Below are 25,928 nucleotides of genomic sequence, written 5' to 3'. Positions count from 1 at the left end.
CCATTCAAAACAAATCGGCATGAAAATCGCCGGAATCGGGTGATACGGCCGGCGGACTCCTTGAAGAATGGGGTCCGGGGCAGTAGTTTAATATGGAAACGATTGATTTTCGGGAGGAGACGGAATTGAATATACTGATTGTCGATGACGAGATGAATATCCGGAAAACCCTGTCGCTGTGGCTGAAGTCGCACGGCCATCAGACGCGGCAGGCCGGTTCCGCTTCCGCCGCGCGGGAGGAGAACGGTGCGAACAAGTTCGACCTGCTGTTTCTCGACCTGCGGCTCGGAGCGGAGAACGGGCTCGAACTGATTCCGGCGCTGCTGGCCGATTCGCCGTGGCTGAAGATCGTCGTCATGACCGCTTATTCGTCGATCGATACGGCGGTGCAGGCGATGAAGCTCGGCGCTTTCGATTATATCGCCAAACCGTTCACGCCGGAGCAGATCGATCTGGTGATCCAGAAGGCGGAGCAGGTTCTGGCGCTCGAAAACCGGATCTCCGTGCTGCGGGAGGACCTGAAAGGGCTTCACCCCGAGGCGGTTTTCGCATCGAAGAACCCGAAGATGCAGCGGCTGATCGAAATGGCGCGGCAGGTCGCGGCGAGCGAGGCGGCCGTGCTGTTGCGCGGTGAGAGCGGAACCGGCAAGACGGTGCTGGCGCGCGCGATCCACGGCTGGAGTTCCCGCGCGGATTTTCCGTTCGGAACGGTGTCGTGCCCGACACTGACGCCGGAGCTGCTTTCGAGCGAGCTTTTCGGGCATGTGCGCGGTTCGTTCACCGGGGCCGTGCGCGACAATCCGGGGCGGATCGCCGCGTGTGACCGCGGCACGCTGTTTCTCGATGAGATCGGCGACCTGCCGCTTGCGATCCAGCCGCAGCTGCTGCGCTTCATTCAGGATCACGAGTATGAACGGGTCGGCGACCCTGTGACGCGCCGCGCGGATGTGCGGCTCGTGGCGGCGACGAACCGGAATCTCGAGGAGGCGGTGAAAGAGGGCAGATTCCGCGAGGACCTGTTCTACCGGCTCAATGTGTTTGAGCTGGAGATTCCGCCGCTGCGCGAGCGGGTCGAGGATATCGAGCCGCTTGCGAACGACATGCTGCTCTTCTTTGCGAATGCGAACCGCAAGGTGCTTTCGGGCTTTTCCGCCGAGGCGCTTGAGGCGATGCGCGCCTATCCGTGGCCGGGAAATCTGCGCGAACTGCGCAATGCGGTCGAACGCGGCGCGATTCTGGCGCCCTCCGGCGTTGTCGGTCTGCCGCATCTGCCCGGCGCGCTGCAGGGCCGGGCCGCGGAGAACCATTTTTCCGGCCGCCGGACCCTGGCCGAGATGGAGGAGGCGTATATCCGGCACGTCCTGGCCACGACGGAATCGCTGCAGGAGGCCGCCGCCATCCTCGGCGTGAACCAGGCGACGCTCTGGAGAAAGAGGAAAAGCTACGGAATCTGAGGCCGCCGCGCATCGCCGCAGTTTGCCGGAGCAGGCTCTGTGACGATTGGTCCGTTCTGCCGGCTGAGTCCGCCGGGCCGGTTTGAAACGCTGTCCGGCAAGGGGCGTCACGATTGCGCCCGGTTTCGCCGCCCTGTCGCATTGCATTTTGCAATGAGTGTGTGCCGCATTTCTTGCATTTTGCAAGATGAGGTGTTGTTTCGCATCGCTCCTGTGCCGGAAACGGGTTGGCATGCGGTTTGCTGGTTGTTTTGTCACAATACGGAGTGGTTCAATGGATATCAAGAAAAAATTCCTGACGAGCTTTGCGGTCCTTCTGCTCCTGATCGGCGCCGTCGGCTTCGTGATGGTGCGGCAGGTCCGTCGGCTCGGCGACTCGATCGATGTGATCCTGCGCGAGAATTACCGCAGCGTGATCTATTGTCAGCAGATGGACGACGCCCTTGAGCGGCTCGACAGCGGCATCCTGCGTGAATTCGGCGGCTGGGGCGACCGTTCCGAAGCGTATTTTGACGAATATATCGAGGCTCTGGCCGGAGCCTGGCGCTCCGAACAGGCGAACGTCACGGTGCCGGGCGAACAGGCGCTGGTCGACGTTGCCGCGGAGCTCGTTCCCGATTATATCGCATGTGTGGAGAAAATCATCGATCCGGCCGTGCCGGAAGCCGAGCGGCGGAAGCTCTACCGTGAAAAGGCGTTTCCGCTTTTCACCCGGCTGCGCGAACTCTCCCGGCAGGTTCTGGCGCTGAACCAGAAGAATATGAGCGAGGCGAACGACCGGGCACGGCTCGGGGCGGAGCAGCTGCACGCCCGGGTTTTCATGATCCTTGCGGTTTCTCTGCTCTTCGCCGTCGTGTTGACGCTGTTCCTGAAAAACTGGATCGAAAAACCGATTCACCGCCTGATCCAGCTGACCGCCGGCATTTCGAACGGCGATTTCGACATTGTGCTCGATGCGAAATCGAACGACGAAATCGGCCGGCTTTCGCGCGCCTTCAATTCCATGGCCGCCGCATTGCGCGAAGCGCGGCGCAGTTCCCGGCTGAAGCTGGAACGTTCGGAACGCACCAACCGGGATGTCTTCCGTGAACTGCCGACCCCGATCGCCGTGGCCGATTCCGGCAGCGGCACGGTTGAAATCGCAACCCAGAGCGCGGAGCGGTATTTCGGGCTCAGCGTCGGCACCCGGATCGATTCGCTCGGCATCGAATGGCTCGACCGGATTTTCCAGCGTGTCGTGCAGACCGGCGCCCCGTGCGTCTGGCAGGAAAACGGCGGTGTGATTCAGTACTTCATCGAGAACCGGGAATATTTTTTCCAGCCGACGGCGGTGCCGGTCCCCGCCGATGCGCCGCCGGACCGGGTTTCCGGCGTGGCGATTATCCTGAAGGACGTCACGCTGGCGCACGAGCAGCAGGAATTGAAGAAAAGCGTGATTTCGACCGTGTCGCACCAGTTCAAGACGCCACTGACTTCGTTGCGGATGTCGATCTATCTGCTGCTGGAGGAGAAAATCGGTCCGTTGAATCCGGAACAGCTCGATTTGGTGGTCTCCATGCGTGACGACAGCGAGCGGCTGACCGGCATCATCAACGACCTGCTCGACCTGAACCGGATTTCGAGCAGGACGCACCTGAAGTTCGAGCCGCGTCGGCCGGAGGAGCTGCTGCGGGGCGCCGAATCCCGTTTCCGGGCGGCATGTCTCGACAGGGATATCAGGCTCGAGGTCCGCTGCGATTCCGCGCTGCCGGCCATTCCGGTGGCGGTGAACCGGATCGGTTATGTGTTCGACAACCTGATCGGCAACGCGATCCGCTTTACGCCGCCCGGCGGCACCATCACGCTTGAAGCGGAGCCGGACGGCGATGCCGGAATCCGCTTCGCCGTCCGCGATACCGGCTCCGGCATGTCGGAAGAGGTGCGCAGCCATCTCTTCGAGCAGTTTTACCGGGCACCCGGCCAGGACCCTGCCGGCGGTGTGGGGCTCGGGCTCTCCATCGTCCGGGAGATCGTCACCGCCATGGGGGGAACGATTACCGTGGAAAGCGCCGAAGGCCGGGGCAGTTCGTTTTTTTTCACCCTTCCCGCGGAGCGGGAACGCGGAGAAGCCCGGAACAGTGTGAAGTGGTTGTAAACCCGGCTCTCAGGCAGAAGGAGGAAGAAGTCCATGAATGAACGTGCCGCCGACAATTTTCTGAAATTGATTCGCAGCTCCCGCCGCGGCAAGCTGAAAATCTATCTCGGCTACTGCGCCGGAGTCGGCAAGACGATGCAGATGCTGAAAGAGGCCCGGCGGCTGAAGGAGATCGAGCACGTCGATGTGGTCGCCGGCCTGGTCGAAACCCACGGCCGCAGAGAGACCGAAGCGTGTCTTGACGGACTTGAAGTCATTCCGCGCCGGGTGGTTGTGCATCACGGCATTGAGCTCTCGGAAATGGATGTCCCGGCGATTCTCGCCCGGAAACCGCAGGTCGTGCTGGTTGACGAACTTGCGCACACGAACGTGCCCGGTTCGAAGCACGCGAAGCGCTATGAGGATGTCGAAGAGCTGCTCGATGCCGGAATCCATGTGATTTCGACGCTGAACATCCAGCACCTTGAGAGTCTCTACGAGATCGTTGAGAAATCCACCGCCGTCAAAGTCAGGGAGCGGATTCCGGACTGGGTCGTAACCGGGGCCGACGAGGTCGTCAACGTCGACGTTTCGGTCGACGACCTGCGCGAGCGTATCCGCACCGGACGCATCTACCCCGAAGAACGGATCGATTCGGCACTTGCGAACTTCTTCAAGGACAGCAATCTGCAGCAGCTCCGCGAGCTGACGCTCCGGGAAATCGCCGCCCAGCTCGATACCCGGTTCCGCGAAAAGGCCGGGGAGGGGGAGAACGCCGCCGGCGAAAGCGTGAGCCCGGATCAGGTCATGGTCTGCATGAGTTCTCGGAGCCCGAACACCGATGCGCTGCTGCGCTACGGTTCCCGCCTCGCGGGCCGGCTGAACCGGAACTGGTACGTTCTCTACGTGCAGACCCCGCAGGAGAGCGCGGTCCGCATCGACGCCGCAACGCAGCGGCATTTGACCAACACACTCGAACTCGCCCGGCAGGTCGGGGCGACGGTTTTCACCTACAAGAGCGAAAACATCGTCCGGACGATCCTCGAATTTGCCCGGGAACACCGGGTCGGGCACGTCGTCATGGGGCCTTCCGGACGGAAAATTCCGTTCTGGCAGCGGCTCCGGGGCAGGCGCTCGATTCTCGAGGAGCTCTGCGCCCGGAATTTCGATTTCAAGATCGTGATTACCGAAAACCGCCGCCCGGAGTGATCCGGCGTCACCTGGCGAGCGTGACCGCACGGACCGCGATGATTCCGCCCTGCGGCTCCGCCGCGAGCCCGATGGAGACGAGTTCGCGCTCCGGATGCGGATTGGCGAGTTCGGCCGCGTAGAAGCCGAACTCCTTCAGATCCGGCGCGATGAATTCCGCCGCGGCCGGGATCGGGTCGGCCGGCGCCCCGGCCAGATACCAGTCGCGCAGTTCGACGTTGCTCCGGAGCGGCAGCTCCGCTTCGCTGCCGTCCGCATAACGGAGGAGAAGCGCGCCGAGCTTCGCGCCCTGCGCCGGATCGTTGTACATCGCGGCCAGCAGCAGGACGATGCTCCGGCATCGGCCGCGGACTGCGGGTGTTTCCGCCGCGGCCGGATTGCTCCACCTCGTTCCGGCCGCGGCGAGCCAGCCGCCGCCGAGTTCGAACGGGTAGCCGCCGAACACCTTGCGCCCTCTGCCGAGCGCCCGGGCCGTGTCGAGGTCGATGATGTCGGTCCCGGCGGAGAGCACGGTTTTTCCGTCCGGTTCCGGCAGGGGAACGAAGACGGCGTTTTCATCATCGAGCTTCTGCGGCACGTGCCGCACCATGCCGACGTCGTCAAGCAGGACGGCGCCGCTGCCGCCGTCGACGCCGAAGATCACGGCGAGATTGTCCGCCGGGAGCTTGTCGAGCGTGAAGTCGAACGTCAGCTTTTCGAACCGGTCGGCGGGCGGCGTCGGATAATCCTTCCGCAGCAGGAGCTTCGCGCCGGGCGACGTGTCGAAGACGCTGATGTACGGTTTCGCGTTGCCCGAGAGATTCTTGAAATGGGCCGTGACCCGGTAGGCGCCGGTTGCCGGCGGCTTGATGTATTCGAAGAGGTAGACGCGTCCTTTGCCGGTGGTCCGCAGTTCCGCCGCGTAACGGCCGCTGCCGCCTTCGGGCCGGATCGATATCTTCGCTCCGGGGTCGAAATTCACCCGGGTGATCCAGCCCGCGAACGTGCAGCGCTCAATGCCGGTCAGCGCATCGCCGACCAGGTCTTCGAATCCGGTGTTCGACAGGAGTTCCCCGGCCGCGTCGAGCGTCGCCGAGACGATCTCGAGCGGTTCCGGGCTGACCAGATAGCAGATTTCGCCGCCGGTGCGGAAGCGGTTGCCGGAGCAGTCGATTCTGCGGCCCATCGTATCGCGCGCTTCGAGGATTTTCCCCTGGAATTCGACCGTATAGCTTCCGGCGCTGCTGCCGACAGCCGACAGGATGTTTCCGTCACGGCGGACAAGTTCGCAGTTTACGTCGAATTCGCCCTCCGGCAGCCCTTTCACGACGCCGCGCCGCGCATCGCACCGGTCGAGGAAATACTGGCTGACCGCGAATGCCTGCAAAGACGGTTCGGGAGAGTTCGTATGCTCGTCGCTCAGCGTGTCGCGTCCCCAGCCGAAGCTGAAATACTTGTCGAACCCGAGCTCGAGGAACCAGAGATTGATCGCGGCCGTGAGATAGCTGCGGCGGGCCGGGTCGTTGATGACGTGCCACATCTGCTCGGTCTGCCAGATCGGCATGCCGGGCCGCGCCCTGTCCGCGAGCGCCTTCATCTCGGCCATGCCGACTTTGGCCCGGTAGGAGTGGACGTTCCAGATATCGACCCAGTCGCCGGCGCCGAGGCTGACGAGTTTTTCCGGCATCTCCATGTCGCAGACCGTCGGCGTGTTGCTGAAGCCGGAGACTAGGACTTGATTCGCCGTGTCGGCGGCGCGAATCTCCTGCGAGGCGCTTTTCAGGAGCTCGAAATACTCCTCCGTCGTGCCGCTGAACGACTCGGCGAAGCCGGGGGGATGAAAGTCGACTTCGTTGTAGATCTCGTAATGCCGGACCCTGCCGGTGAAATGGCCGGCCACGTTCCTGACATAGTTTCTCCATTCGTCGACGCTGCGCGGTTTCCAGCGGCCCGGCTCGCCGCGGCGGTAGCGGAACTTCGCGCGTTCGCCCTCTGCCGGCGGCGGTTCGGCCGCCCAGAGCGGCGGGTAGCCGAGCACGGCGAGGATGTTGACGTTGCAGGCGCGGTAGGCGTCGATGATCCGGTCCGCCGTGCGGAAATCGAATTTCCCCCTGACCGGCTCGACCTGGAACCAGTTCAAATCCGGATGCCCCCAGGAACGCATCCATTTGATGTTCAATTTTTTGAATAACTCCGGCTCGCGTGCGGCCGCGAGGCCGAGATATTCAGCGAGCTTTCCTTCCGGCGCGCCGGAGACAGCCGGCAGGACGGAGAGTTTGAGCTTGCGGACCGGTTCGTCCCCGGCATGAACCTCGATGCTGTGCAGTCCGGCCGCGAGCGGACCCGGGTCGAGCCGGAATATCTGCTGGACGCAGCCGGGCGGCAGCGTGACGGTACGCCTGACCGTGTGCGCGGCGCGTTCCCTGAACTCCCGGATTCTGAATTCGACCGGCAGCTCGACCGGACGCTCCGTGTAGTTGCAGCCGACGAAATCGAGGGAAACGGGTTCGTTTTCGCGCACGACCCGGTCGCTGAGTTTCCCGAACGGCAGGAGCGAGACGAAGTTGCGGTTGCGGAAGAACGGCGCCGCGAAGAAGCGGCAGTCGGCAAGATCGTCGGCGAGAAGCGTGCATTCGGCGTCCGCCGTGAACGGTTTCTCCGGCGAGGCGTTCAGCATGCCGGACGGCAGCTGGGCGGCCGACACCTTCAGGCGCGACGGGTAGAACGGTGAACGTGTGATGACGTTCAGCATCGGCGCGGCGTCGATCAGCGGCCCCTTGAACGGGGCGCGGCGGAGCTCTTTTCCGTTCACGCTGAAGACGGCGCCCGCCGGTCCCCACGAGAGTGCGAGGTTGACCGTCTCGCCGGCACGGATCGGGGAGGCTTTATCCTCGAGGTAGACGACCTGCCCGCCGGCGCCGCGCAGGATGCCGCGCAGCCCGTGCTCGGTTTCGGGATTGCCGGAGGGAGTGTAGATGCCGAGCACGGTGCGTTCGGCGTTGCTGTTCTCCTTGCCGGGCAGCACGAATGCGAAGCTCCAGTCGTTGCGGAGATCCTTCACGTCTCCGGCCGGAGTCACGGTGATTTCAACGGTTCCTTCCGCCGGGTTGATGATGCCGGCCGACGGGAGGGAGAGGATGCCCCCGGGCAGTTCGAATGATGCCGCCGCCAGCGTTCCGGCGGCGAACAGGAGAAGGAGAGCGGAGAGACGTTTTTTCATGCGCGGTGGTTCCTTTGCTGTCTTTCAATAGCGGTAATATCCGTCGTGACGGGTCCAGACGTTGTATGCGTCGTTTGCGGTGTTGCCGGAGTCCACCCACGGGCCGGCGAGCTTGCCGCCGCGCGTATTCATGAGGATTTTCGCCCCGGCTTCCCCGGCGGCGCTGCGGTCGGAATCGACGTGTCCGTCGGCGAAGACCGCCGCCGCCTCGGTGTAGCCGCGGTGCGCCGGCCAGAGCGTCGGTCCGCTGCCGGCTTCGGAATAATGGCTGTTGACCCGGTAATAGCCGAGCGGTTCGAGGTCGCTTGCGTCCCGGTTTTCCCGGGCGGACTCGGCGACGATGATGGTGCGCGACATCTGGCGGAACTGGCTGGTTTTGGCGCCCGAGACATAATGGAAATTCAAGCCGTAGTCGCAGATGCTCCAGTCCGTGCTGTCGAGGTCGCTCGTCCCGGAATTCGGGTTGGCCCAGAACTGGCGGTACCATTCGCTGCCGTTCGGCGCAAGGCGGGTGCGGGTGGGGCAGCAGAGCAGGCTCTTGGTCAGGTAGTTGCCGGTAACCATGACGCCGGTCCAGTAGCGGGCGCTGTAGTTGATGCCTTCCACGATGAACCGGTCGTCGGAATCCGATACGTATTGAAGGTGTGCCAGCCCCTGCTGCTTGAGGTTGTTTTTGCAGGTTGCCGAGCGCGCCGTTTCGCGCGCCTGCTGAAGGGAGGGCAGCAGCATGGAAGCGAGAATCGCGATGATGGCAATGACTACCAGAAGCTCGATGAGGGTGAAGAATCGATTCGTTCTCATTTTTTTCTCCTTATTGTTGTTCCGGTTGCGCGATGGTCGGATTCTATCTGCGGTTCGGGTCAGGCCGGTCCGGGCGGACCGGTGATGACCGGCTTCAGCATCAGGTGTTCGGGGGAGAACCGCGGATTGTCGAGCCGCCGGGTCAGGTGTGCCGCGGCCTGCCGCGCGAGTTCCGCCACCGGAATCACGACGCGGAACGATTCCGGCGGCCCGGGAGAAGGGGCGAGATCCATGTCCGGCGCGATGACCTGCGTTCCGGTGCCGGCCAGCAGCCGGGCCGCGTCGCGGCGGAGATTGGTCGGGACCACCGCCGCGTCGAGTTCCCCGAGCTCCTTCCGTGCGGCGGACAGCGTTTCGTCGAGCGTGATCGGCGTGACGTTACGCACCATGCCGTTGCGGAACGGCAGCCCTCGGGCGGCGAGCGCCCGGCGGACGCCGCGCGATTTCAGCTCCTGCCGCCCGTCCGTATTGGAGTCGAGCAGCACGAAATTCCGGCGTCCGGTCTCGAGCAGCCGGTCCGACACGAGTTCGCCGTATTTCTCGAAATCGATCGTGAAGCAGGAGACGGTATGGTCCGCTTCGAATTGCGGAATCACGGTGACGATCGGGATGTTCTGCTTCCGGAACTCCCCGAAATACTCCCGGACGGACTCCATCGGGCCGAGCCAGAGCAGCCCGGAGAGCCGGCTGGTGGCCATCACCCGGATGGTCTGCGCCGGGTCCCCCATGAAGTTGATGTGGCGGACCTGGTACGGGGTTCCGGCGAAGCCTTCAGCCACGCCGTGCAGCAGCGCGAGGATGTAGCTGTCCCAGTAGGCCAGTTCTCCGTTCAGGATGATCAGCCCGATCAGCTTCTGCTGTCCGGCCGAGTTCAGCACGGCCGGATGGATGAAGGTCCCGTGGTGCGGGCGGCGGACCAGCAGTCCCTCATCCACCAGCATCTGCAATGCGCGCCGCACCGTCCCGCGCGATGCGGCGAAGAGCTCGCAGAGTTCGCGTTCGGTGGTCAGGCAGAGGCTGCTCTCCTCCGGCGCCGCCGCCGCGATCCGGGTGAACACGTACTGCCGGATCCGTGAATATGCCGTTGAAAATTCGTCCGTCATTCCCGCCGCCGCGCCTTCCGGTTTTTGAGTGTACAAATATGAACAAATGGAGGCAAATAAAAAAACAGAACCGAACGTTTCTATAATTATGGCGGAGATTTCCGAAAAAAGCAAGACGGAATCCGGATTTTATCGCGTTTTTTTACGGAATCGGGAAGCGTGCCGCATTTGCGGTGAAAGCCCGGCGCTATTTTTCGGCAAGGAAAGAGGTTTCGAAGCCGTGCTGGAGCCGCCCGTACATGGCGAGCAGCTGCTCCTGCTCTTCGGAAGTCAGGACTTCCATGGCGATGCGCTCTTTCTCGAAAATCGTTTCGACCACCTCCCGGGCGAATTCCCGCCCGGCCGGGGTGAGCGAGACGAGCTTGCGGCGGCGGTCGGCCGGATGCGGCAGCCGCTCCAGACGGCCCTCGCGCTCGAGCGAGTCGAGCACGAAGGTCATGGTCTGGCGCGGAATGCTCAGCTGGTCCGCTACCGCCGCCGGTTCCAGCCCCTCCGGATGATGGTAGAGCTCCTCAAGCACGAGGTACGCATTGTAGGAGAGGTTCCAGCGGTGCAGGATCTTGAAGTAGACCCGGTCGAATTTTCCCCACAGGTCGAAAAGCCGCTGCATCCGGCCCACAATGTCGTTGTCGTTTTTCATCGCACCTCGCTTGTTGACGGTTTATACTATATCACCGTCTTGCCTCGAAAGCAAAGGCGCGTTCTTCCGTTTCGAGCCGGAATCCGGGCTTTTCCTCCGCAGCTTCCTGCGCGCTTCGGCGCCAGAGCAGCAGCACGACGCCGAACATCAGAAGCTTCGATACCGGCATGGCCGCCCAGATGCCGTCCGCCCCCCGCCAGAGCGGCAGGAGCAGCAGCGAGAGCGGCAATACCAGAAAGCAGTCCAGATAGACGAGCAGCGAAGCCATCCCGGGACGGTCCATCGCCTGAAAGTAGGCCTCCGACACCTTCTGGAGTCCGAGGAACGGATAGACCGCCGCGCTGATGATCAGCCCGCGCCCGGCCACGGCCACCACGTCGCCCGAAGCATTGAACAGGGCCGGAATCAACCGGTATCCGCCGGCCGAAAGCAGCAGTCCGCCCGCTCCGATGAGCACGGCCGAGATCACGCCGTAGCGGGCGATCTTTTCGCGCCGTTCCGTATCGCCCGCGCCGTGCAGGAAACTGACGACCGGCTGGATGCCGAGGCCGATTCCCTGCTGGAGCATGAGAATCATCGCTTCGACGTAGCTGATGATCGCGTAAGCCGCGACGGCCGCGACGCCGCCGTACAGCAGCGCCTGCCGGTTGTGCAGCAGGATCACCGCCGCCACCGAGATCTGCACGCCGAAGGACGGCAGCCCGGCCGGGATGATGCGCCGGACGATCCGGCGCTTCAGCCGGAAACAGCGCCTGCTGAAGCGGAAGTGCGACCGTCCGGCCGCAAAGTATCCGGCCGCCAGCGCGAAGCAGATCGCCTGCGACAGAACCGTCGCCCAGGCTGAACCGGCCACACCGCCGTGAAGAACCAGGACGAAAAGCCAGTCGAGCACGATATTCGCCGCGAGCCCCGCCACCATGATCGCCATGGCCGGCTTCGGCGCGCCGTCGTTCCGCATCGCCGCGACGAGACAGACGGCGGCCATCATGAAGATTCCGCCGCCGAGGGTGATCACCGCGTATTCCCGCGCCGCCGGCAGCAGGGCGGGAGCCGCGCCGACCGCGCTTAAAATCGGATTCAGAAACGGGATCAGGCCCGCCAGCAGCACCGCGGCCGGAACCAGCAGCGCCAGGGAGTTCCCGAGGAACAGGTCGGCCGTCCGCCGCGCTCCTCTGCCCCGGGCCAGCGCGATATTGATCGCGCCGCCGGTGCCGATCATTTCGCCGCAGGCGACGATCAGAAGTGACAGCGGGAATGCTACGTTAATTGCGGCCAGGCCGTCGTTGCCGGCCCCCCAGCCGACGAAGAAACCGTCGACCAACGTGTACACTCCGGCGGTCAGCATGCTGATCATCGACGGGATGACGTAACGGAAAAACAGTTTTCCGTCCGTCACAGTCGGATCGTTTGCAAACATGATGAACCTCCGCAGGATTTTCCGGCACTTCCCCATGAAGTACCGGTTGATATAATCTCAATTGGTATCATATGGCAATATACAATGCGGAGTGAAAAAATCAAGCGGAAAGATCTGCCGGAGGAGAGAGGCGGTGAAAAGGGCGCGACGAAACCGCCGGTGGGAGTTCGTCCGCCCGGAATGCGGTCACGGAGAGATCCGGGATGGTTCAGAGCAGCGAAAGCATGCGGTTCATCTGGTGCTCGATCGACTCGACCAGCCTGAACTGGTTCCGACAGCGTTCGAGGTTGTGGTTCGGGCGGCGCGTCTTGAAGTAAAGGTCGCCGTTGATATAGTCGGTCAGGAAACGGATTCCGGTTTCAAGCGTGATGAGTTTGCCCGAGAAGGGCAGATTCTCCCGTTCTGCGGCGGTCAGGAAATCGCCGGCGCTCGACAGGAATCCCTGCAGCAGCGCCTCGAACATCTCGAAACGCATGCCGACCTTCGCGAGATTGACTTCATCCTCCTCGGCCGGACTCGTTCCGCCGCGCACCATGTCGCCGAAATCATACAGCGACAGCCCCGGCATCACGGTGTCGAGATCGAGCACGCAGATGCCTTCGCCGGTCAGGTCGTCGATCAGCAGGTTGTTGGATTTCGTGTCGTTGTGGGTGATCCGCTCCGGAATAGCCCCTTCCGCATGCAGCTTCAGGAGCAGCTCGGTTTCCTCGCGCCGCTCCAGGACGAAGTCGATTTCCCGCTTGACGCCGGCGGCCCGGCCGACCCGGTCCTCGTCGACGGCCTCGATCAGCGCCTCGACCCGTTTCGGCGTGTTGTGAAAATCGGGGATCGTCTCATGCAGCCGCGCCCCCGGCAGGTCGACGAGGTCGCACTGGAATTCGCCGAACGCCTGCGCGGCGCGGTAAGCCTGCTGCGGAGTTTCAAGGACGTCGTACGAGCGCGCGTTTTCGACGAACACGTAAGCCCGCCAGTAGTCGCCGCGGCAGTCCCGGACGTACGGGAGATTCGAGAAGGTCCGCAGCAGCCGGATCGTCCGCTTGCGGGTCTCCTCGTTGCGGCTCCTGATTTTGCCGAGCAGGTGGCCGGTGACCCGGTCGATGTTCTCCATGACCTGCTCCGGCTTGCGGAACACGGCGTGGTTGATGCGCTGGAGCGTGTAGTGCAGCCGCACGCCGCCCTGATCGTAGGTCACCTGGAACGTGTCGTTGATGTGACCGGTCCCGAACGGAACCGCGACGAGGAAATCCCCGTAGATTGCGAACCCGGCGCAGATCTCCCGGAGATCGGCCTGCGTATAGGACGGCGCGGCAGTCGTCATTTGAACAGCTTCTCCGGATAAGCTCCCTCCGCGACCAGCTTCCGCAGCGCGGCCTGGACGAACGGCTTGTCTTCGCGGTAGGTGATTCCGAACCAGCTGTCCTCGCTCTTGAGCATTTTGATCTCGGCCCTGCCTTCGCGGATCAGCGTATCGACGGCGAACGGCAGATAGAATTCGCTCTTGAGTTCGGTGCCGTGCTCTTCGAGGAAGCCGGTGAAGAGCCGTTCGAGTTCGCCGACCAGCTCCGGCATGAATCCCCAGGAGTTCATCGAGACGAGCTCTCCTCCTGTGAATTCGAGCTCGGCGCCGTCCTCCTGAACGCTGATGACTTTGCCGTCCCGGCGGAAGATCTTCGTGTTTTCGACCACTTTCGAGAGGTTCCCGGCAGCGTCCGCCGAGCAGATTCCGCGCGACACGGAGCCGTTTTCGCTGAGCGTGTTGGAGAGCACGAACGAGGCGATGCAGCCGCGGATTTTGCCGTCCTCCGGTGCCGACTTCAGGTAGCCGGCCAGCTTGCGGTAGCTGTCCGCGCCGTAGAAATCGTCGGCGTTGATGACCGCGAAGGGACCGTCGAGCAGCTTGCGCGCCGCGTAGACCGCCTGGCCGGTGCCCCACGGCTTCGTGCGTCCCTCCGGGACCCGGAAACCGGCCGGCAGGTCGTTCATGTCCTGAAACGCGTAAGCGACTTCGATCCGGTCCGCGTAACGGCTGCCGATCGCGGCGCGGAACGCCTCTTCGATATCCTTGCGGATGACGAAGACCACCCGGTCAAAACCGGCGCGCATCGCATCGAACACGGAGTAATCCATGACGGTTTCGCCGGAAGGACCGACTTCGTCAAGCTGTTTGAGACCGCCGTAACGGCTGCCCATTCCGGCCGCCAGCACGAGAAGCGTGAGTTTCATGACAGAACACCTTTCACTATATCGATGATTTCAGGAGAATATACTTCAAAATATGCCTCAAAACAAGTTTTTCAACGCAAAAAGAACGGAGGATGACCGGTTTTGCAAAAAAGTCCATAAGTTTTGCCGATCTTTGCATTCCGCTCCGGAACGCCTGCATTATATTGTATGGTGGTAGATCATCCCTTTACAAACAGGAGAAAAACAGATGCGTACCTTGATTGTGAATTGCCGTGTCGTCTCGCCCGGAATCGACCTTGCCTCGGGCGCGGTCCTGATCGAAAACGGCACGATCAGCTCGATTTGCGACGGAGGCTCCCCGCTGCCGCCGGCCGGGAACGTCATCGACGGGACCGGACTCACGGCGATGCCGGGCTTTGTCGACGTGCACTGTCACGGACGGAACAACTTCGACTTCTGTGACGCTTCCGAGGAAGGCGTCCGCCGCATCGCGCGCGGAAAGCTGGAGGAGGGGGTGACCACGCTGCTGCCGACCACGCTGACTTTGCCGGAGGAGCAGCTCAGGGCAACCCTCGAAACGATCGCCCGCTACGACGGCAGCGGCTGCAGACTGCCGGGCGTCCACCTTGAAGGACCGTTCATCAACGTGAAGTGCTGCGGCGCGCAGAATCCGGCCTACGTCCGGCTGCCGGACGCGGAAGAGGTCAGGCGGCTGAACGCGGTTTATCCGGTGAAAAAGGTTTCGTTCGCCGCCGAGGCGGAGGGCGCCCCCGCGCTGACCGCTGAACTGTGCCGGATGGGGATCGTTCCCTCCTGCGTCCACAGTGCGGCGAAGTACGGTGAATTCAAACGCTGTTATCTCGAGGGGATGCGGAATCTGTCCCACTTCTGCAACCAGATGACGCCGCTGCACCATCGCGACATCGGGCTGGTCGGCGCCGGGCTGCTGGAGGACGATGTTTTTCTCGAGTTCATCTGCGACAAGCTCCACATCTGCCCGGATATGATCGCACTGGTGTTCAAGATCAAGGGGCCGGACCGCATCCAGCTGATTTCTGATGCGATGCGCGCCTCCGGCATGCCGGACGGCGAATATACGCTCGGCGGTCTGCCGGTGATCGCGAAGGACGGCGCCGCGCGGTTGAAAGAGGGTGGAGCGCTGGCCGGCAGCGTGCTTCAGCTCAATGTGGCGTTGAAGAACGTGGCGGAAATCACGAAGCTGCCGCTTGCGGAGCTGGTCAAGTCGACGTCGTACGCACAGGCGCAGGCGCTCGGCCTGCCGGGGATCGGCAAACTCGAGCCGGGCTTCCGGGCGGACATCGTGCTGCTCGACGCGGCCTGGAAGGTCCGGAAGACGTTCGTCGACGGAGAAATCCGTTTCGAAGCGTAAAGGGGGAGAAATTTTTGAATTTTCCCTCAAATCCGATTTGACATTCCGCAGAATCAGGCTATTTTAGGAATACGACATCCGATGCGGAGAGATGGCTGAGTGGCCGAAAGCACAGGTTTGCTAAACCTGCGTGGGAGAAATCTCACCGAGGGTTCGAATCCCTCTCTCTCCGCCATTTTATTATTTTCGAACTCTCGGTTATTTTTCTGAAAGCAATCATATCCTGTTGCGCTAGAAAGAGTTGCCAGAATCACGCATTTGGGCTGCAGCCAAGCTCAGAAAAAAATATACGCTCAAAACCAGTGCCTTTTCCATTCTGTAAATTCTGAGACGGTTATATTTTACGTTCAAATTCAGCTGTTTTCGATTATAAAACCTAATTTTTTGCGCTGTTCATTCCAATCATCCGGAAATCCTTCATGCAGCCGTGCCAAACTTAAGGCGTCTGGAATATTACCATTGACAATATCTTCAACGATACTTGGAGCAAGATTGCTTAATGCCAAAACCCTATGTACATATGGTTCGCTGAATTTAACATAGCGGGCTAGGTCAGAAATATTCTTCAGCGAGCCGGAACAGAGTAATTCGTTCCATTTCCATGAAATTGCAATCGCGTGTAACAAACAACGACGATTATCATTATAATTAATACCCGCCATCTCCAGGTGATTTTGACCATTGACACGATGCTGACTTATTGGGGATTCAAAAAGCAGACGTTCATTTTCGAAAGAAACGAACGACAGACTTCGCTCTTTCCGTAAACGGCTGCTAATTTCTTCCTTCAGACTGTAAAACTCTTTACTCAGGAAAAGTTGAACTTTAGTAGGATAAATCCTTATCTCTTCAATTAGCGAATCTAAAAACTCTGTTTTGCTTTGAGGAGACATAAGGTTCCAGATTGGGTAAAATTGATCAATATCGTGATCAATTTTACTCTGCCGGATTTTTTTCTGACAATTAATCAGGCAACTGTTGATTTCTGCAATTCTCTTTTCTTGCTCTTGTCGTGTATCTTCATCCTTTACATATTTCAGCATTTGACGCAATGCAGAACGCTCTTTGACAAATTTTTTACAATATTCACGTTGACCTGTTTCGAGTTCCCGAATAATTGCTGTTCGCAATGAATATGATTGGAGAATAAAGGCCAACTGATGACAGATTAATTTTTCCATCTCTCCCGCAGAAATCTTCTTCAGGTTACAAATATGATCTGGATATTTCATTGCTTTCTGACAGACATAATAAAAATAACGCTTTCTGTTTTTGTCTGTATAAGTAGGAGTTAATGCGCAATCACACTCTCCGCATTTTACTAATGTGGTAAAAATAGCAAATTGTCGTAATTTGGAATACGTTCCATGACTATGGCGATTTTGGGCAAGAATATCTTGCGCTTGATCCCAAATATCTTGAGATATAATGGGCTGGTGTTCTCCCGGGTATTTTTCTTCATGATGCTGAATGATGCCAATATAAATCGGATTGGTTATAATTTTGTGGATTGCCAGAAGATTCCAGATCTTGCCACCATGAGGAATATTCCGAACGGAAACCCAACGACGTGTTTTCTTTCCTCTCATGTTCAGTGTTGCTGCGACCAAACCGCACGAACGCATTTTAAGATAGTTTTTGAATATCCAGCGGACAACTCTGGCTTCTGACAAATCAATATCAAGACGGCGTGTCTGTTCATTTCGCTTGTAACCATATGGAGTCATTCCTCCATAATATTTTCCCATTCGTCTGCTTTCCGCGATTTTATCACGCACACGCTCCGAAATAATTTCACGCTCATATTGTGCATACGAAACGAGAGAATGCCAATGTAAATTGCCGGATGCTGAATTCCTGTCTATCGCTTGAGTAACAGAAACCAGTGTAACATTATGCTGATCGAAGTAATTGTTTATTTTGATAAAATCAATCATTGATTTGGATAGCCTATCGACCTTGTAAACAACAACAATATCAATCAACTTCGCTTCAATGTCTTCAAGAAGTTGCATAAAAGCAGGCCGATCCGTATTCCCTCCAGACCATCCGCCATCATCGTAATGTTTAGGCAGGCATATCCAACCGTCATACTCCTGCAAATCAATATAATTCTGGCAACACGAACGCTGTGCGTCTAATGAATTAAACTCTTGCTCCAATCCATCTTCAACACTTTTACGGGTATAAATAGCACATCTTTTCTGTTTTATCATTTTATCCTCCAAAAAACTTTTCCACTCCATTGAGTTCCTGTTATGGCAAAGGCTGCTCCACTCAGAGAACGATATAATTTCCCATTCATTCTAAATCCATTCTCAACGGCAACTATCCGATACAAGGTCCCTTGCCAGACACGAGAAAATACTTTTCCAACTTCAAATCCTTTGGAATTTAAAGTTATCGGTTCTTGAGAAGCTATATGCAAAACCTGAGTTCGCACAAAATCGGAATAACCTCCATATTTCTGTTCTTGAAGTAAAAAAGCGATACGCTTACGAAGAAAATGCCGCGACAACCCCGGTGCTCGTGTGTGAAATCTCTCTTGCCAGAAATCTCGTAATTCATTCAGGGACATTTCTTCCAACTTCGAAAAGACAGATATTAATTCTTCTGTTTGCATTGCTTTTCCCTCGCTGCTTTTATTTGATTTCGAACACGCCGTAATTTCTTCTGAAGGATTGCCATCGCAACAATTCTCGCGACCACCGTGATTTTATCTTCCACATCCACCTCCTTATTGTTGAAGCTTGAACCAGGATAATAAAGTCAATTATTATATTTGACTTTGAAACACTTATGAATATATTACACTAACCGGTATTTTCCAACTTGATGTAGATAATGAGGACTGATTATGGAGCTATAGGATTTGTCGATTGTTCTTGGCGTACTCAAGCATTAGAAAGCCCTGAAATCAATTTATGAGCCTTGGTGTTATAACGTTTTCACCATGACTTCATGGAAGATATGTACGGGGCCACAGTTGTTATGCAGAACGTCAAACAGAGGGGCAAAGCCTCATGCTAGAGCCATTGTAAGCTAAACCACCAGAGATCATGAAGACGCAAGTAGAGTCAATGTTTTACTTGCCATTCTGCAATCCACGCTAATCGAATGGAAAAAACAGAAAATTCGTTTTTTCTTTGCAAAAGCAAATTTTAGATTTGCTTTTGCGATTTATGAATATATTTTACTGCATTGTTGCGGTTTGACTTTGAAACTTTGCTGGGAGCGGTATGAGAACGGATTATAGAAAATTGTGGAAGCTGTTGATAGACCACAATATGTCAAAAGGCGAGTTACGGATAAAATCCGGAATCAGTTCCGTCACGCTGGCTAAACTTGGAAAAAATGAAAACGTTACGACCGATATTCTACTTCGAATATGTCGTGTGCTCAATTGCAACATTGGCGACATTGTTGACTCAGTTCCAGAAGAAATTATTTCTGAGATAGATATTAATGCAAAAGAGTAAATATATTATTTATGAGGTTAAATAGTGATAAAAAATACTATTTTCATAAGCCATGCAGTAACGCCTGCAGATGATACTTTTACTCGTTGGCTTGCATTGAGATTAATGGCAGCGGGATATAAAGTTTGGTGCGATCTTTTGAAATTGAAAAAAGGCGGAGATTTTTGGCGTGAGATTGAAACTGAGATAAGACAAAATACCTGTAAGTTCCTGTTGGTCTTATCTGAAAAATCAAATTCTGCACCTGGGGTGTTGAAGGAAATTGCAGTAGCCTCAAAAGCACAAAAAGTGATAAATGATGATACTTTTATTTGCCCATTAAAAGTGGACCCGAATCTCTCTTATGATGACATTAATGTTGATATTATTCGACTAAATGCCATCGACTTCACTGCATCTTGGGCGACTGGCTTAAAAGCTCTGTTAAAATCACTCGAAGAACAAAAAATTCCTCGTTCTCCAGAAAATTACTCTAAAGTTGCGCAACTTATTCATGATTTATTGAATATAGAAAGTAACGTGATTTGGAAAACAGAACTTTATGATTCAAATTGGTTTCCGATCACAACGCTTCCCAAAGAATTGTTTTTTTTCAAGCTTAAAGGTAATTTTGATTCGTCTTTCAAAAAGGATATCAGTATTCCGGCAACAACACATCAGGGGTATTTGGTCACTTTTGAATGCTTCGAATCTCTACCAAGTGATTTATCTGAAAAAGTAGATCAAAATCCTAAAATTTTGTTAACTCAAGAAATTTTAGATCAAAATATAACCGTACTTTTCATAGATAAAAAACAGGCAAAATTACTACTCATTGAAATTCTAAATAAAGCTTTTGGCTATACATTGAAACAAACTGCTGGAATAAGATCGTACCTAATGTCGGGACATTATGCTTTTTGGCTACCTGCGGATGTAATTCCTAAAAATAAAATTGGCAGAATTCAGCTTGTAGGCAAACAAAAAGATAAGATGTGGCACTTTGCTATTTCAGCATCTGTAAAATTATTTCCAGAACCATTATTACAAATTCGTTCTCATATAGTATTTACAACAGATGGTCAGACCTTGATTAGAGAAGATGGTATTCAACATTCTGCACGACGAACAAAAGGAAAAAGCTGGTGGAATAAAGACTGGAGAAATCGATTATTTGCTTTTGTCACGTTTTTATCTAAAGACACTGACTGCATGACTTTTTCTTTGGGGAATGAGAAAAAATTTCTAATCTCAGCAACATCAATTCAATTTCAATCTCCAATTAGTTACAAATTGCCTAAAAATAATAATTTGGATGATGAATTCATCGAAACTGATATAGAAAAACAAGGAGACTCTCTAATGAATACTAATACGGAGAGTGCCGATGCGTAAATTATCATATATTCCAGAACCCAATATCTTATTAGGACATGGCCAGAAAATGCCTGATCCGAGAGATGGGCTTACACTGTTTGGGCCATTACCTTCGGCAATTAGAGAGATACGAAGTGGAGTAGTAGCAACCAAGGAAGGGTATAAATATTTTCAGAATTTTTTAAAAAGCATTCAGTCTCCAGTTTATAATAGTAATTCAATCAGTAGACCATTTTTTCCTGGATTTGAAGCTGCATTTGGATGTAGTTGGAGTCCAGACCATATCCTATTTAAAGAAATATCTCAAGAAAAAATTAATGAGTTTTTGTATGTTGATAGTACACATGTGCGCACTTACGACATGGTGAGTTTATTCATAGAGCCAATAGTCAATTCAAAGAAAAATGACGATGAAAACATAGATGTTTGGTTCATTATTGTTCCTGATATTATTCACAAATATTGCCGTCCCAAATCAACAATCCCTAAAGAGCTAATCAAAAGACGAAGTTTGCTTTCTAAGGCTAAAGCAAAAATATTTTCTTATACGGATTATCTATTTTCGGATATGCGGGCGGAAGAAGATAAAAAAGCCGATGAAGTAAAGAAATATAGTTATGATGCCCAATTTCATGATCAATTAAAAGCTCGCTTACTTCCCTATTCAATTCCCACACAGATACTGCGTGAGAGTAAGATCGCATGGCGAGCATTTACTGATACTCGCGGGAAGTATCTTCATGATTTTTCAAAGATAGAAGGGCACCAAGCATGGTCTATTTCTACGGCCGCATACTATAAAGCTGGCGGTAAGCCATGGAAGTTGTCAGATATAAGGGCAGGAGTTTGCTATCTTGGTTTGGTCTATAAACAATTATCTAATACAAAAGATGTGAGAAACGCTTGTTGTGCGGCTCAGATGTTTTTAGATAGTGGTGATGGTACCATTTTTCGCGGGGAAGTAGGACCATGGTTCAATCCAGAAACCAAAGAATATCATCTCCAGGAACGAGAAGCTAAACAATTGCTCACTCAAGCACTAGACTCGTATAGAAGTATTATGAACAAAGCGCCAGCAGAAATTTTTATTCATGCGAAAACAAGATTCAACGAAGAAGAGTGGGCAGCATTTAAAAGTGTTACTCCTTCTGAAACGAACATCGTAGGAATAACAATATCCAACCGAGAACCATTGAAATTATATCGAAAAGACGGAGATTACCCCATTCCGCGTGGGATGTTTCATATTATTAACAAGTGGGAATGCTTGCTTTGGACTACTGGATATATACCAAGGCTTCAAACAACATCAGCGATGGAGATACCAAGACCTATCCAAATTAGAATAGATAAAGGTGTCGCTGATCTCAAAGTTGTTGCGACAGACATTCTGTCGTTGACAAAACTTAATTATAACGCATGTATATATGGGGATGGAATACCGGTAACGCTACGCTTTGCAGACAAAGTCGGAGAAATCCTTACAGCTTGTCCTGAGTTGAAAACCCCACCATTGGCGTTTAAATACTATATTTAATTTGAGTTGCCGCGGAATCAATACTTCGTATACTTATACATCAAGGTAGTTTATTTTGAGATTGAAATACTGGTACTAACAAATATAGCGAATATCCCCAACACAATCAACGTTGATGAAAAAATCAAGAAATTTACGGCCTTAAACACTTAATTTTTTTGTCCGTTTGATGTGAGTTATTGAACATCGATACACTTACGTGCATAACAGCACCGGGGGTTCAAAAGCCGTTCTCTCCGCCATTTTTGAGTGTGAACAGCCCGGAAGGTATTGATCTGTACCGTTTCGGGCTTTCTTTTTGTCAAAACACGTCTATATTGGCTAAATCCGGTACTTTCAAACGAAAGGACAGAACATGGCCATCCAAAAAATCAAACTCGATCTCGGAACCGTCTACCAGAAAGAGGAAGGTGGAATCTATTATTTCCGCTATCAGGTCAACGGAGCACGCAAGGCAATCAGCCTTAAAACCCGTAACCAGAAAGAAGCAAACAAACAGATTCCACTTCTGAAAGCAACTTCCGCTGAAATCATTGCAGCTCACATCAAACATGCACGTGGTCTTATCACTCCCGAAAAGAATCTGCTGCTTTCCGAAGCATGGGCCATCTATGAGAGAAGTCCTGAACGCGCTACTCCTGATACAGTGAGCGAAGCACTTGCCTATCGCTCTACCTTCGAAGAGTTCGTGAACTGGATCGACGATCCCGGTAAGACACTACGGGATATTACCAGTCAGATTGCCGATGAATATGCACAGCATATGCGGACATTGAACATCGCCGTTTCCACCCACAACCAGAAGCTATATTACTAGATATGACATAACATATCCAGAAAAGCCATAATAAGACACTTTTGCTTTACCATTTGGTATTTCCGGCAAAATATCGAAAAGAGATTTTTTCTGATAAAGTAACAGAAAGTCTTAAGGATATTTGTTTGGGAATATCTCATTGTTACGAAATCCATTTTGTTGAGATTGGTTCCGATGATGATCATGTTCACTTTCTTGTTCAGAGTGTTTCTTCCTTATCAGTGAGTAGGGTTGCAACTATTGTAAAAAGCATTACAGTTTGTGAGGTATTTTCTCGACATAAAGAAGTGAAAAAAGTATTGTGGAGTGGTAATCTTTGGACAAGCGGTTTCTATGCGAATACCGTTGGCGAATATGCCAATGCGGAAAGCATCCAAAAATACATCTCTGGCCAAGGAACCTATAAAAGACTTCTGTTTCAACAGCTAACCTCGATTTGTGAGAAGATACCTCGACCTTTGGGTCGAGGAACTTCATTTTCCATTATTTACAATAAGATAACTTGAATTACTCATTTACGCAACGTATCATTAATATTAAAAGATGAATATTTTCATAATGAGGGGAAGGAAAAAAATGATCTTTTGCGGAAAACCTCCGGTGTGTTTGTTTATACCGGTTCGATAGGAACAATCACCGAATCTGCCGATTACGAAGTCTTCTATAACGCGACAGCTACGAATCACCCCAATTGTACCGATTGTCCGGGATGCCCCAATTGGTTCTATTACTACAAACAGAATGCGGGAGGAGGTAGTTATAAATATGCTTTCGATAGTGAATCCTGTTCGCAAAACGGGGGGAGAGAAAGTACGATTCGCATTGGAGACCGCGCCTACTCCGGAGATACCTATATCACTACAACCATTAATGCTCAAGGACGTTTGAAAGCCACAGGAAGGTCAAAGATTTATAAATATTATCAATACTTCTTTGGCGTTCGAGAACATGAACGTCAACATGCGAATAATGAAAAACCGGGAGCACCCGGCGGAGCAGATGATTATGATGCTGATTATTTGTATAATGACTTTGAGGATAATATATCTAAAAGTGATCGCCTGAGAAGGTACAGCATTTTCGAAGGTCAACTTGGGTTAGATGACTTTCTGCCGGATGATGAAGCATATGCCGGAGGTCCTGTGGAAGAGCAGGCAATAAAGAGTGCCGATACCAGTAAAGATTGGGCATATCCCGGAAGCAATTCAAAACAATGAAGGAGTTCACCATGAAATATAAGAACATATTGATAAAATCAGTCATTATCATGATCGGCTTTCTGGCAGTCAGCACCCTACATGCACGGGATTACGTCGCTCTGGATAAAAAAGACGCCATCCTGATGGGACAGATCAAGAGCTTGTCATGGCAAACGGAAAGCTTGTCGGAATCCCAAGAGGAACAACTGTTCAATTGCCTGAAGCATCCTCACATTTATGTCGCGGAAGCGGCGTTGGCTGCAGCCGTAGCCAAGCAAGCCCGGACTCTGCCGGCAATGTTGGAGTACGCGTCGGCACATTTAACGGGAGACGCCAAGAAACTTGCGGAATACATCACGATTTTGAGCGCCCGAGGGAATATTTTTGCGCAATTGACGTCGGAACTGGAACAGGTTGCCGCAACAGGTAAAATACGTGGAGGTCTACCTCAATATACCAGGAATATCTTAGTCAATCATCTCACCCTCGAGGCCCGCAGGAATCATAAACAAGTGGCGATCCCCCCAAAAATTTATTTTACTCCGGAACAAAAAGCTATTCTGGAATTTTCCTGGAAACAGGAGGCGGAGGCATTCGTCTACCTCAGCAACTTAGCTGCCAATGAAAAGAATGTTTCGCGAATCTATGCTTATGCATGGGCATTGTCAGCTTATGACCGAGTATTTTTCGATGAAGCTGTTGCTTCTTTGAAGCGCCATGATCTGCCGCAGCAGGACCGGGAATTTCTCGGTATCTACTTGCAGCTCAATCAGTGGCGGCTGACTGAAGAACAAAGAATCGACTCCGTTAAATTGCTGAAAGAAGTCGGCTATTACGCAAAAGAAGAAGAATAACACGACACATCGAGTAAAAAAGGGAGGACAAATGAATCAGATATTATTGATCTTTCTCTTTTTCGCAGTAATGCAAATGAATTATCTTTGTGCCAATGAAACGGGCCGCCTGACTGACCTGTTATGGAAAAATAAAGAGCTAACGGAAAATGATAAATCTTTTCTTTTAGAATTAGCAGGGTCTTCAGATGATGCAATTGCCTCGAAAGCGCTTGTTGTTGGAACGGTGAGAAATGCCTCCGATATTGGGAAAATTCTCGATGCGGCGGCAAAAATTCCAAAAGGAAAACGCGCAGAAGTCGCGCGGCAAATTCGCGAAGCAATGGAACAGGGGGAGATTGCCCCGGAATTGACCCGACGGCTGCTTTCGCGCCCTTATGTCCGCTATTCGGCCCCTCAAGCGGATGATTTCTTGCGTAATATTATCGTTTGCCTCATTGTCCGGAAGGCTCGCGAAAACAACAAGCTGCCGGAACAATTACCAGCATTGCCCTATGATTTTTTTGAGCAATCCATGCTGAGGTACGGATACTTTCCAGAAGAAAAAGCTTTTTCGTCCATCTTCGCCATTATGTATGAAAACCTGGATAATATTGCGTGTCAAAACGCTTGCATGGTTGCCTTGTCCGCCTACAGTCGGATTTTTTTCCGGGAGGCAATTGATAAAGTGACTGTAAAAGATACACCAAAAACAATCAGAGAAACGCTGCTTTTTTATTTGAGAATGAATCGTAACCGGATGGACTCCGACCAAAAAAAAGAATTGGATAAAATTATTAAGCAATTATATCCAGAAAATACAAAATAAATGGTGCCTTTCTTTATTCTTTAAATAATGGTGCACTAATTATTATTGGCTTACAAAGAATGGCACCAATTATTAAAGAATACTTTAACAACAACAAATGGGACTGTTGCGGTAAGTTCTGCCTGGGGAAGTAATGAATTGCATTATGGTACATCAAGTACTCCTGGAATTTCTTTTTCACGAACTATATCTGTTTCCAGTGGGTTTTCTGGATCCACTGCATATTGGAAAGTGATAAATTTGTCATGTGCGGGAATAAATGGTTCTGTTTTTCAGTAAAAAACAGGTGACACTTTTCTCCCTGTTAATAAATTGACAGTCAATATGATGCAACAATGCATCATATTCTGTCAATAAGAGTAAGATAG

Annotated in this window: 21 protein-coding genes and 1 tRNA gene; 13 read left to right on the top strand and 9 right to left on the bottom strand. The window is 53.4% G+C overall.

The features are described 5' to 3' along the window. Positions 1 to 125: 125 nt before the first annotated feature. The 3 genes from FYJ85_RS00110 to FYJ85_RS00100 all read left to right on the top strand — a co-directional run bounded on the left by FYJ85_RS00110 (position 126) and on the right by FYJ85_RS00100 (position 4,776). Positions 126 to 1,454, top strand: coding sequence for a sigma-54-dependent transcriptional regulator (locus tag FYJ85_RS00110; RefSeq protein ID WP_206212886.1), 1,329 nt, complete (start codon positions 126 to 128; stop codon positions 1,452 to 1,454). Between the two features lie 274 nt (positions 1,455 to 1,728). Beyond that, a complete protein-coding gene (locus FYJ85_RS00105; protein ID WP_158703885.1) occupies positions 1,729 to 3,588 on the top strand; it encodes a sensor histidine kinase in 1,860 nt (619 codons plus the stop codon). Positions 3,589 to 3,621: 33 nt separating this feature from the next. Beyond that, positions 3,622 to 4,776, top strand: a complete 1,155-nt coding sequence (locus tag FYJ85_RS00100; protein ID WP_106052969.1) for a universal stress protein — start codon at positions 3,622 to 3,624, stop codon at positions 4,774 to 4,776. 7 nt (positions 4,777 to 4,783) lie between these two features. On the opposite strand, the gene FYJ85_RS00095 is transcribed toward FYJ85_RS00100, so the two are convergent. The 7 genes from FYJ85_RS00095 to FYJ85_RS00065 form a co-directional block, all read right to left on the bottom strand. After that, positions 4,784 to 7,975 (bottom strand): hypothetical protein, encoded by a 3,192-nt coding sequence (locus FYJ85_RS00095; protein WP_154416590.1) that lies wholly within the window; start codon positions 7,973 to 7,975, stop codon positions 4,784 to 4,786. Between the two features lie 24 nt (positions 7,976 to 7,999). Beyond that, entirely contained in the window at positions 8,000 to 8,776 is a 777-nt protein-coding gene (locus FYJ85_RS00090) for a DUF1559 family PulG-like putative transporter (RefSeq protein WP_106052967.1), read from the bottom strand. Between the two features lie 59 nt (positions 8,777 to 8,835). Further along, positions 8,836 to 9,879, bottom strand: a complete 1,044-nt coding sequence (locus FYJ85_RS00085; protein ID WP_154416589.1) for a GntR family transcriptional regulator — start codon at positions 9,877 to 9,879, stop codon at positions 8,836 to 8,838. A gap of 187 nt (positions 9,880 to 10,066) precedes the next feature. Then, positions 10,067 to 10,519 (bottom strand): MarR family winged helix-turn-helix transcriptional regulator, encoded by a 453-nt coding sequence (locus FYJ85_RS00080; protein ID WP_106052965.1) that lies wholly within the window; start codon positions 10,517 to 10,519, stop codon positions 10,067 to 10,069. A gap of 31 nt (positions 10,520 to 10,550) precedes the next feature. Further along, positions 10,551 to 11,936, bottom strand: a complete 1,386-nt coding sequence (locus FYJ85_RS00075; RefSeq protein ID WP_206212885.1) for an MATE family efflux transporter — start codon at positions 11,934 to 11,936, stop codon at positions 10,551 to 10,553. 208 nt (positions 11,937 to 12,144) lie between these two features. Continuing rightward, a complete protein-coding gene (locus tag FYJ85_RS00070; RefSeq protein ID WP_154416587.1) occupies positions 12,145 to 13,254 on the bottom strand; it encodes a phosphotransferase enzyme family protein in 1,110 nt (369 codons plus the stop codon). After that, positions 13,251 to 14,159 (bottom strand): nucleotidyltransferase family protein, encoded by a 909-nt coding sequence (locus FYJ85_RS00065; RefSeq protein ID WP_154416586.1) that lies wholly within the window; start codon positions 14,157 to 14,159, stop codon positions 13,251 to 13,253. The genes FYJ85_RS00070 and FYJ85_RS00065 overlap by 4 nt, the downstream gene beginning before the upstream one ends. A gap of 208 nt (positions 14,160 to 14,367) precedes the next feature. Between FYJ85_RS00065 and nagA the strand changes: the two genes are divergently transcribed. Together nagA and FYJ85_RS00055 are read left to right on the top strand one after the other, a co-directional pair. Next, on the top strand, positions 14,368 to 15,510 hold the full coding sequence (gene nagA / locus FYJ85_RS00060; protein WP_154416585.1) for an N-acetylglucosamine-6-phosphate deacetylase: 1,143 nt from the start codon (positions 14,368 to 14,370) through the stop codon (positions 15,508 to 15,510). A gap of 85 nt (positions 15,511 to 15,595) precedes the next feature. Further along, positions 15,596 to 15,685 (top strand) — tRNA-Ser (locus FYJ85_RS00055). Between the two features lie 178 nt (positions 15,686 to 15,863). Here FYJ85_RS00055 and FYJ85_RS00050 read toward each other — a convergent pair. Continuing rightward, on the bottom strand, positions 15,864 to 17,726 hold the full coding sequence (locus FYJ85_RS00050) for a recombinase family protein (RefSeq protein ID WP_206212884.1): 1,863 nt from the start codon (positions 17,724 to 17,726) through the stop codon (positions 15,864 to 15,866). Further along, a complete protein-coding gene (locus FYJ85_RS00045) occupies positions 17,723 to 18,133 on the bottom strand; it encodes a DUF2924 domain-containing protein (protein ID WP_154416583.1) in 411 nt (136 codons plus the stop codon). The genes FYJ85_RS00050 and FYJ85_RS00045 overlap by 4 nt, the downstream gene beginning before the upstream one ends. Positions 18,134 to 18,749: 616 nt before the next feature. On the opposite strand from FYJ85_RS00045, the gene FYJ85_RS00040 reads away from it, so the two are divergent. From FYJ85_RS00040 to FYJ85_RS00005, 8 genes are all read left to right on the top strand, one after another. Beyond that, positions 18,750 to 18,989: a helix-turn-helix domain-containing protein gene (locus tag FYJ85_RS00040; protein ID WP_154416582.1), complete on the top strand. Its 240-nt coding sequence runs from the start codon at positions 18,750 to 18,752 to the stop codon at positions 18,987 to 18,989. A 24-nt stretch (positions 18,990 to 19,013) separates the two neighbouring features. Continuing rightward, positions 19,014 to 20,363, top strand: coding sequence for a TIR domain-containing protein (locus tag FYJ85_RS00035; RefSeq protein ID WP_154416581.1), 1,350 nt, complete (start codon positions 19,014 to 19,016; stop codon positions 20,361 to 20,363). After that, a complete protein-coding gene (locus FYJ85_RS00030) occupies positions 20,356 to 21,882 on the top strand; it encodes an argonaute/piwi family protein (RefSeq protein ID WP_154416580.1) in 1,527 nt (508 codons plus the stop codon). The genes FYJ85_RS00035 and FYJ85_RS00030 overlap by 8 nt, the downstream gene beginning before the upstream one ends. A gap of 355 nt (positions 21,883 to 22,237) precedes the next feature. Beyond that, positions 22,238 to 22,699, top strand: a complete 462-nt coding sequence (locus FYJ85_RS00025; protein ID WP_154416579.1) for a hypothetical protein — start codon at positions 22,238 to 22,240, stop codon at positions 22,697 to 22,699. A 14-nt stretch (positions 22,700 to 22,713) separates the two neighbouring features. Then, positions 22,714 to 23,205: an IS200/IS605 family transposase gene (tnpA, locus tag FYJ85_RS00020; protein ID WP_338116689.1), complete on the top strand. Its 492-nt coding sequence runs from the start codon at positions 22,714 to 22,716 to the stop codon at positions 23,203 to 23,205. A 96-nt stretch (positions 23,206 to 23,301) separates the two neighbouring features. Next, positions 23,302 to 23,916: a hypothetical protein gene (locus tag FYJ85_RS00015; protein WP_154416578.1), complete on the top strand. Its 615-nt coding sequence runs from the start codon at positions 23,302 to 23,304 to the stop codon at positions 23,914 to 23,916. An 11-nt stretch (positions 23,917 to 23,927) separates the two neighbouring features. Then, a complete protein-coding gene (locus FYJ85_RS00010) occupies positions 23,928 to 24,752 on the top strand; it encodes a hypothetical protein (protein ID WP_154416577.1) in 825 nt (274 codons plus the stop codon). 31 nt (positions 24,753 to 24,783) lie between these two features. Next, positions 24,784 to 25,560 carry a hypothetical protein gene (locus FYJ85_RS00005; RefSeq protein WP_154416576.1) on the top strand — a complete coding sequence of 259 codons (777 nt, stop codon included), beginning with the start codon at positions 24,784 to 24,786 and terminating at the stop codon, positions 25,558 to 25,560. The last annotated feature ends 368 nt before the right edge of the window (positions 25,561 to 25,928 follow it).

This window comes from Victivallis lenta (assembly GCF_009695545.1).
Taxonomy (GTDB): domain Bacteria; phylum Verrucomicrobiota; class Lentisphaeria; order Victivallales; family Victivallaceae; genus Victivallis; species Victivallis lenta.
This window is presented reverse-complemented; position numbering and strand designations above follow the sequence as displayed.

Bases quoted from the DNA above. Each gene is read 5' to 3' on its own strand.
- FYJ85_RS00105 (WP_158703885.1), top strand. From the start codon at position 1,729: ATGGATATCAAGAAAAAATTCCTGACGAGCTTTGCGGTCCTTCTGCTC.
- FYJ85_RS00100 (WP_106052969.1), top strand. From the start codon at position 3,622: ATGAATGAACGTGCCGCCGACAATTTTCTGAAATTGATTCGCAGCTCC.
- FYJ85_RS00095 (WP_154416590.1), bottom strand. From the start codon at position 7,975: ATGAAAAAACGTCTCTCCGCTCTCCTTCTCCTGTTCGCCGCCGGAACG.
- FYJ85_RS00090 (WP_106052967.1), bottom strand. From the start codon at position 8,776: ATGAGAACGAATCGATTCTTCACCCTCATCGAGCTTCTGGTAGTCATT.
- FYJ85_RS00085 (WP_154416589.1), bottom strand. From the start codon at position 9,879: ATGACGGACGAATTTTCAACGGCATATTCACGGATCCGGCAGTACGTG.
- FYJ85_RS00080 (WP_106052965.1), bottom strand. From the start codon at position 10,519: ATGAAAAACGACAACGACATTGTGGGCCGGATGCAGCGGCTTTTCGAC.
- FYJ85_RS00075 (WP_206212885.1), bottom strand. From the start codon at position 11,936: ATGTTTGCAAACGATCCGACTGTGACGGACGGAAAACTGTTTTTCCGT.
- FYJ85_RS00070 (WP_154416587.1), bottom strand. From the start codon at position 13,254: ATGACGACTGCCGCGCCGTCCTATACGCAGGCCGATCTCCGGGAGATC.
- FYJ85_RS00065 (WP_154416586.1), bottom strand. From the start codon at position 14,159: ATGAAACTCACGCTTCTCGTGCTGGCGGCCGGAATGGGCAGCCGTTAC.
- nagA (WP_154416585.1), top strand. From the start codon at position 14,368: ATGCGTACCTTGATTGTGAATTGCCGTGTCGTCTCGCCCGGAATCGAC.
- FYJ85_RS00050 (WP_206212884.1), bottom strand. From the start codon at position 17,726: ATGATAAAACAGAAAAGATGTGCTATTTATACCCGTAAAAGTGTTGAA.
- FYJ85_RS00045 (WP_154416583.1), bottom strand. From the start codon at position 18,133: ATGCAAACAGAAGAATTAATATCTGTCTTTTCGAAGTTGGAAGAAATG.
- FYJ85_RS00040 (WP_154416582.1), top strand. From the start codon at position 18,750: ATGAGAACGGATTATAGAAAATTGTGGAAGCTGTTGATAGACCACAAT.
- FYJ85_RS00030 (WP_154416580.1), top strand. From the start codon at position 20,356: ATGCGTAAATTATCATATATTCCAGAACCCAATATCTTATTAGGACAT.
- FYJ85_RS00025 (WP_154416579.1), top strand. From the start codon at position 22,238: ATGGCCATCCAAAAAATCAAACTCGATCTCGGAACCGTCTACCAGAAA.
- FYJ85_RS00010 (WP_154416577.1), top strand. From the start codon at position 23,928: ATGAAATATAAGAACATATTGATAAAATCAGTCATTATCATGATCGGC.
- FYJ85_RS00005 (WP_154416576.1), top strand. From the start codon at position 24,784: ATGAATCAGATATTATTGATCTTTCTCTTTTTCGCAGTAATGCAAATG.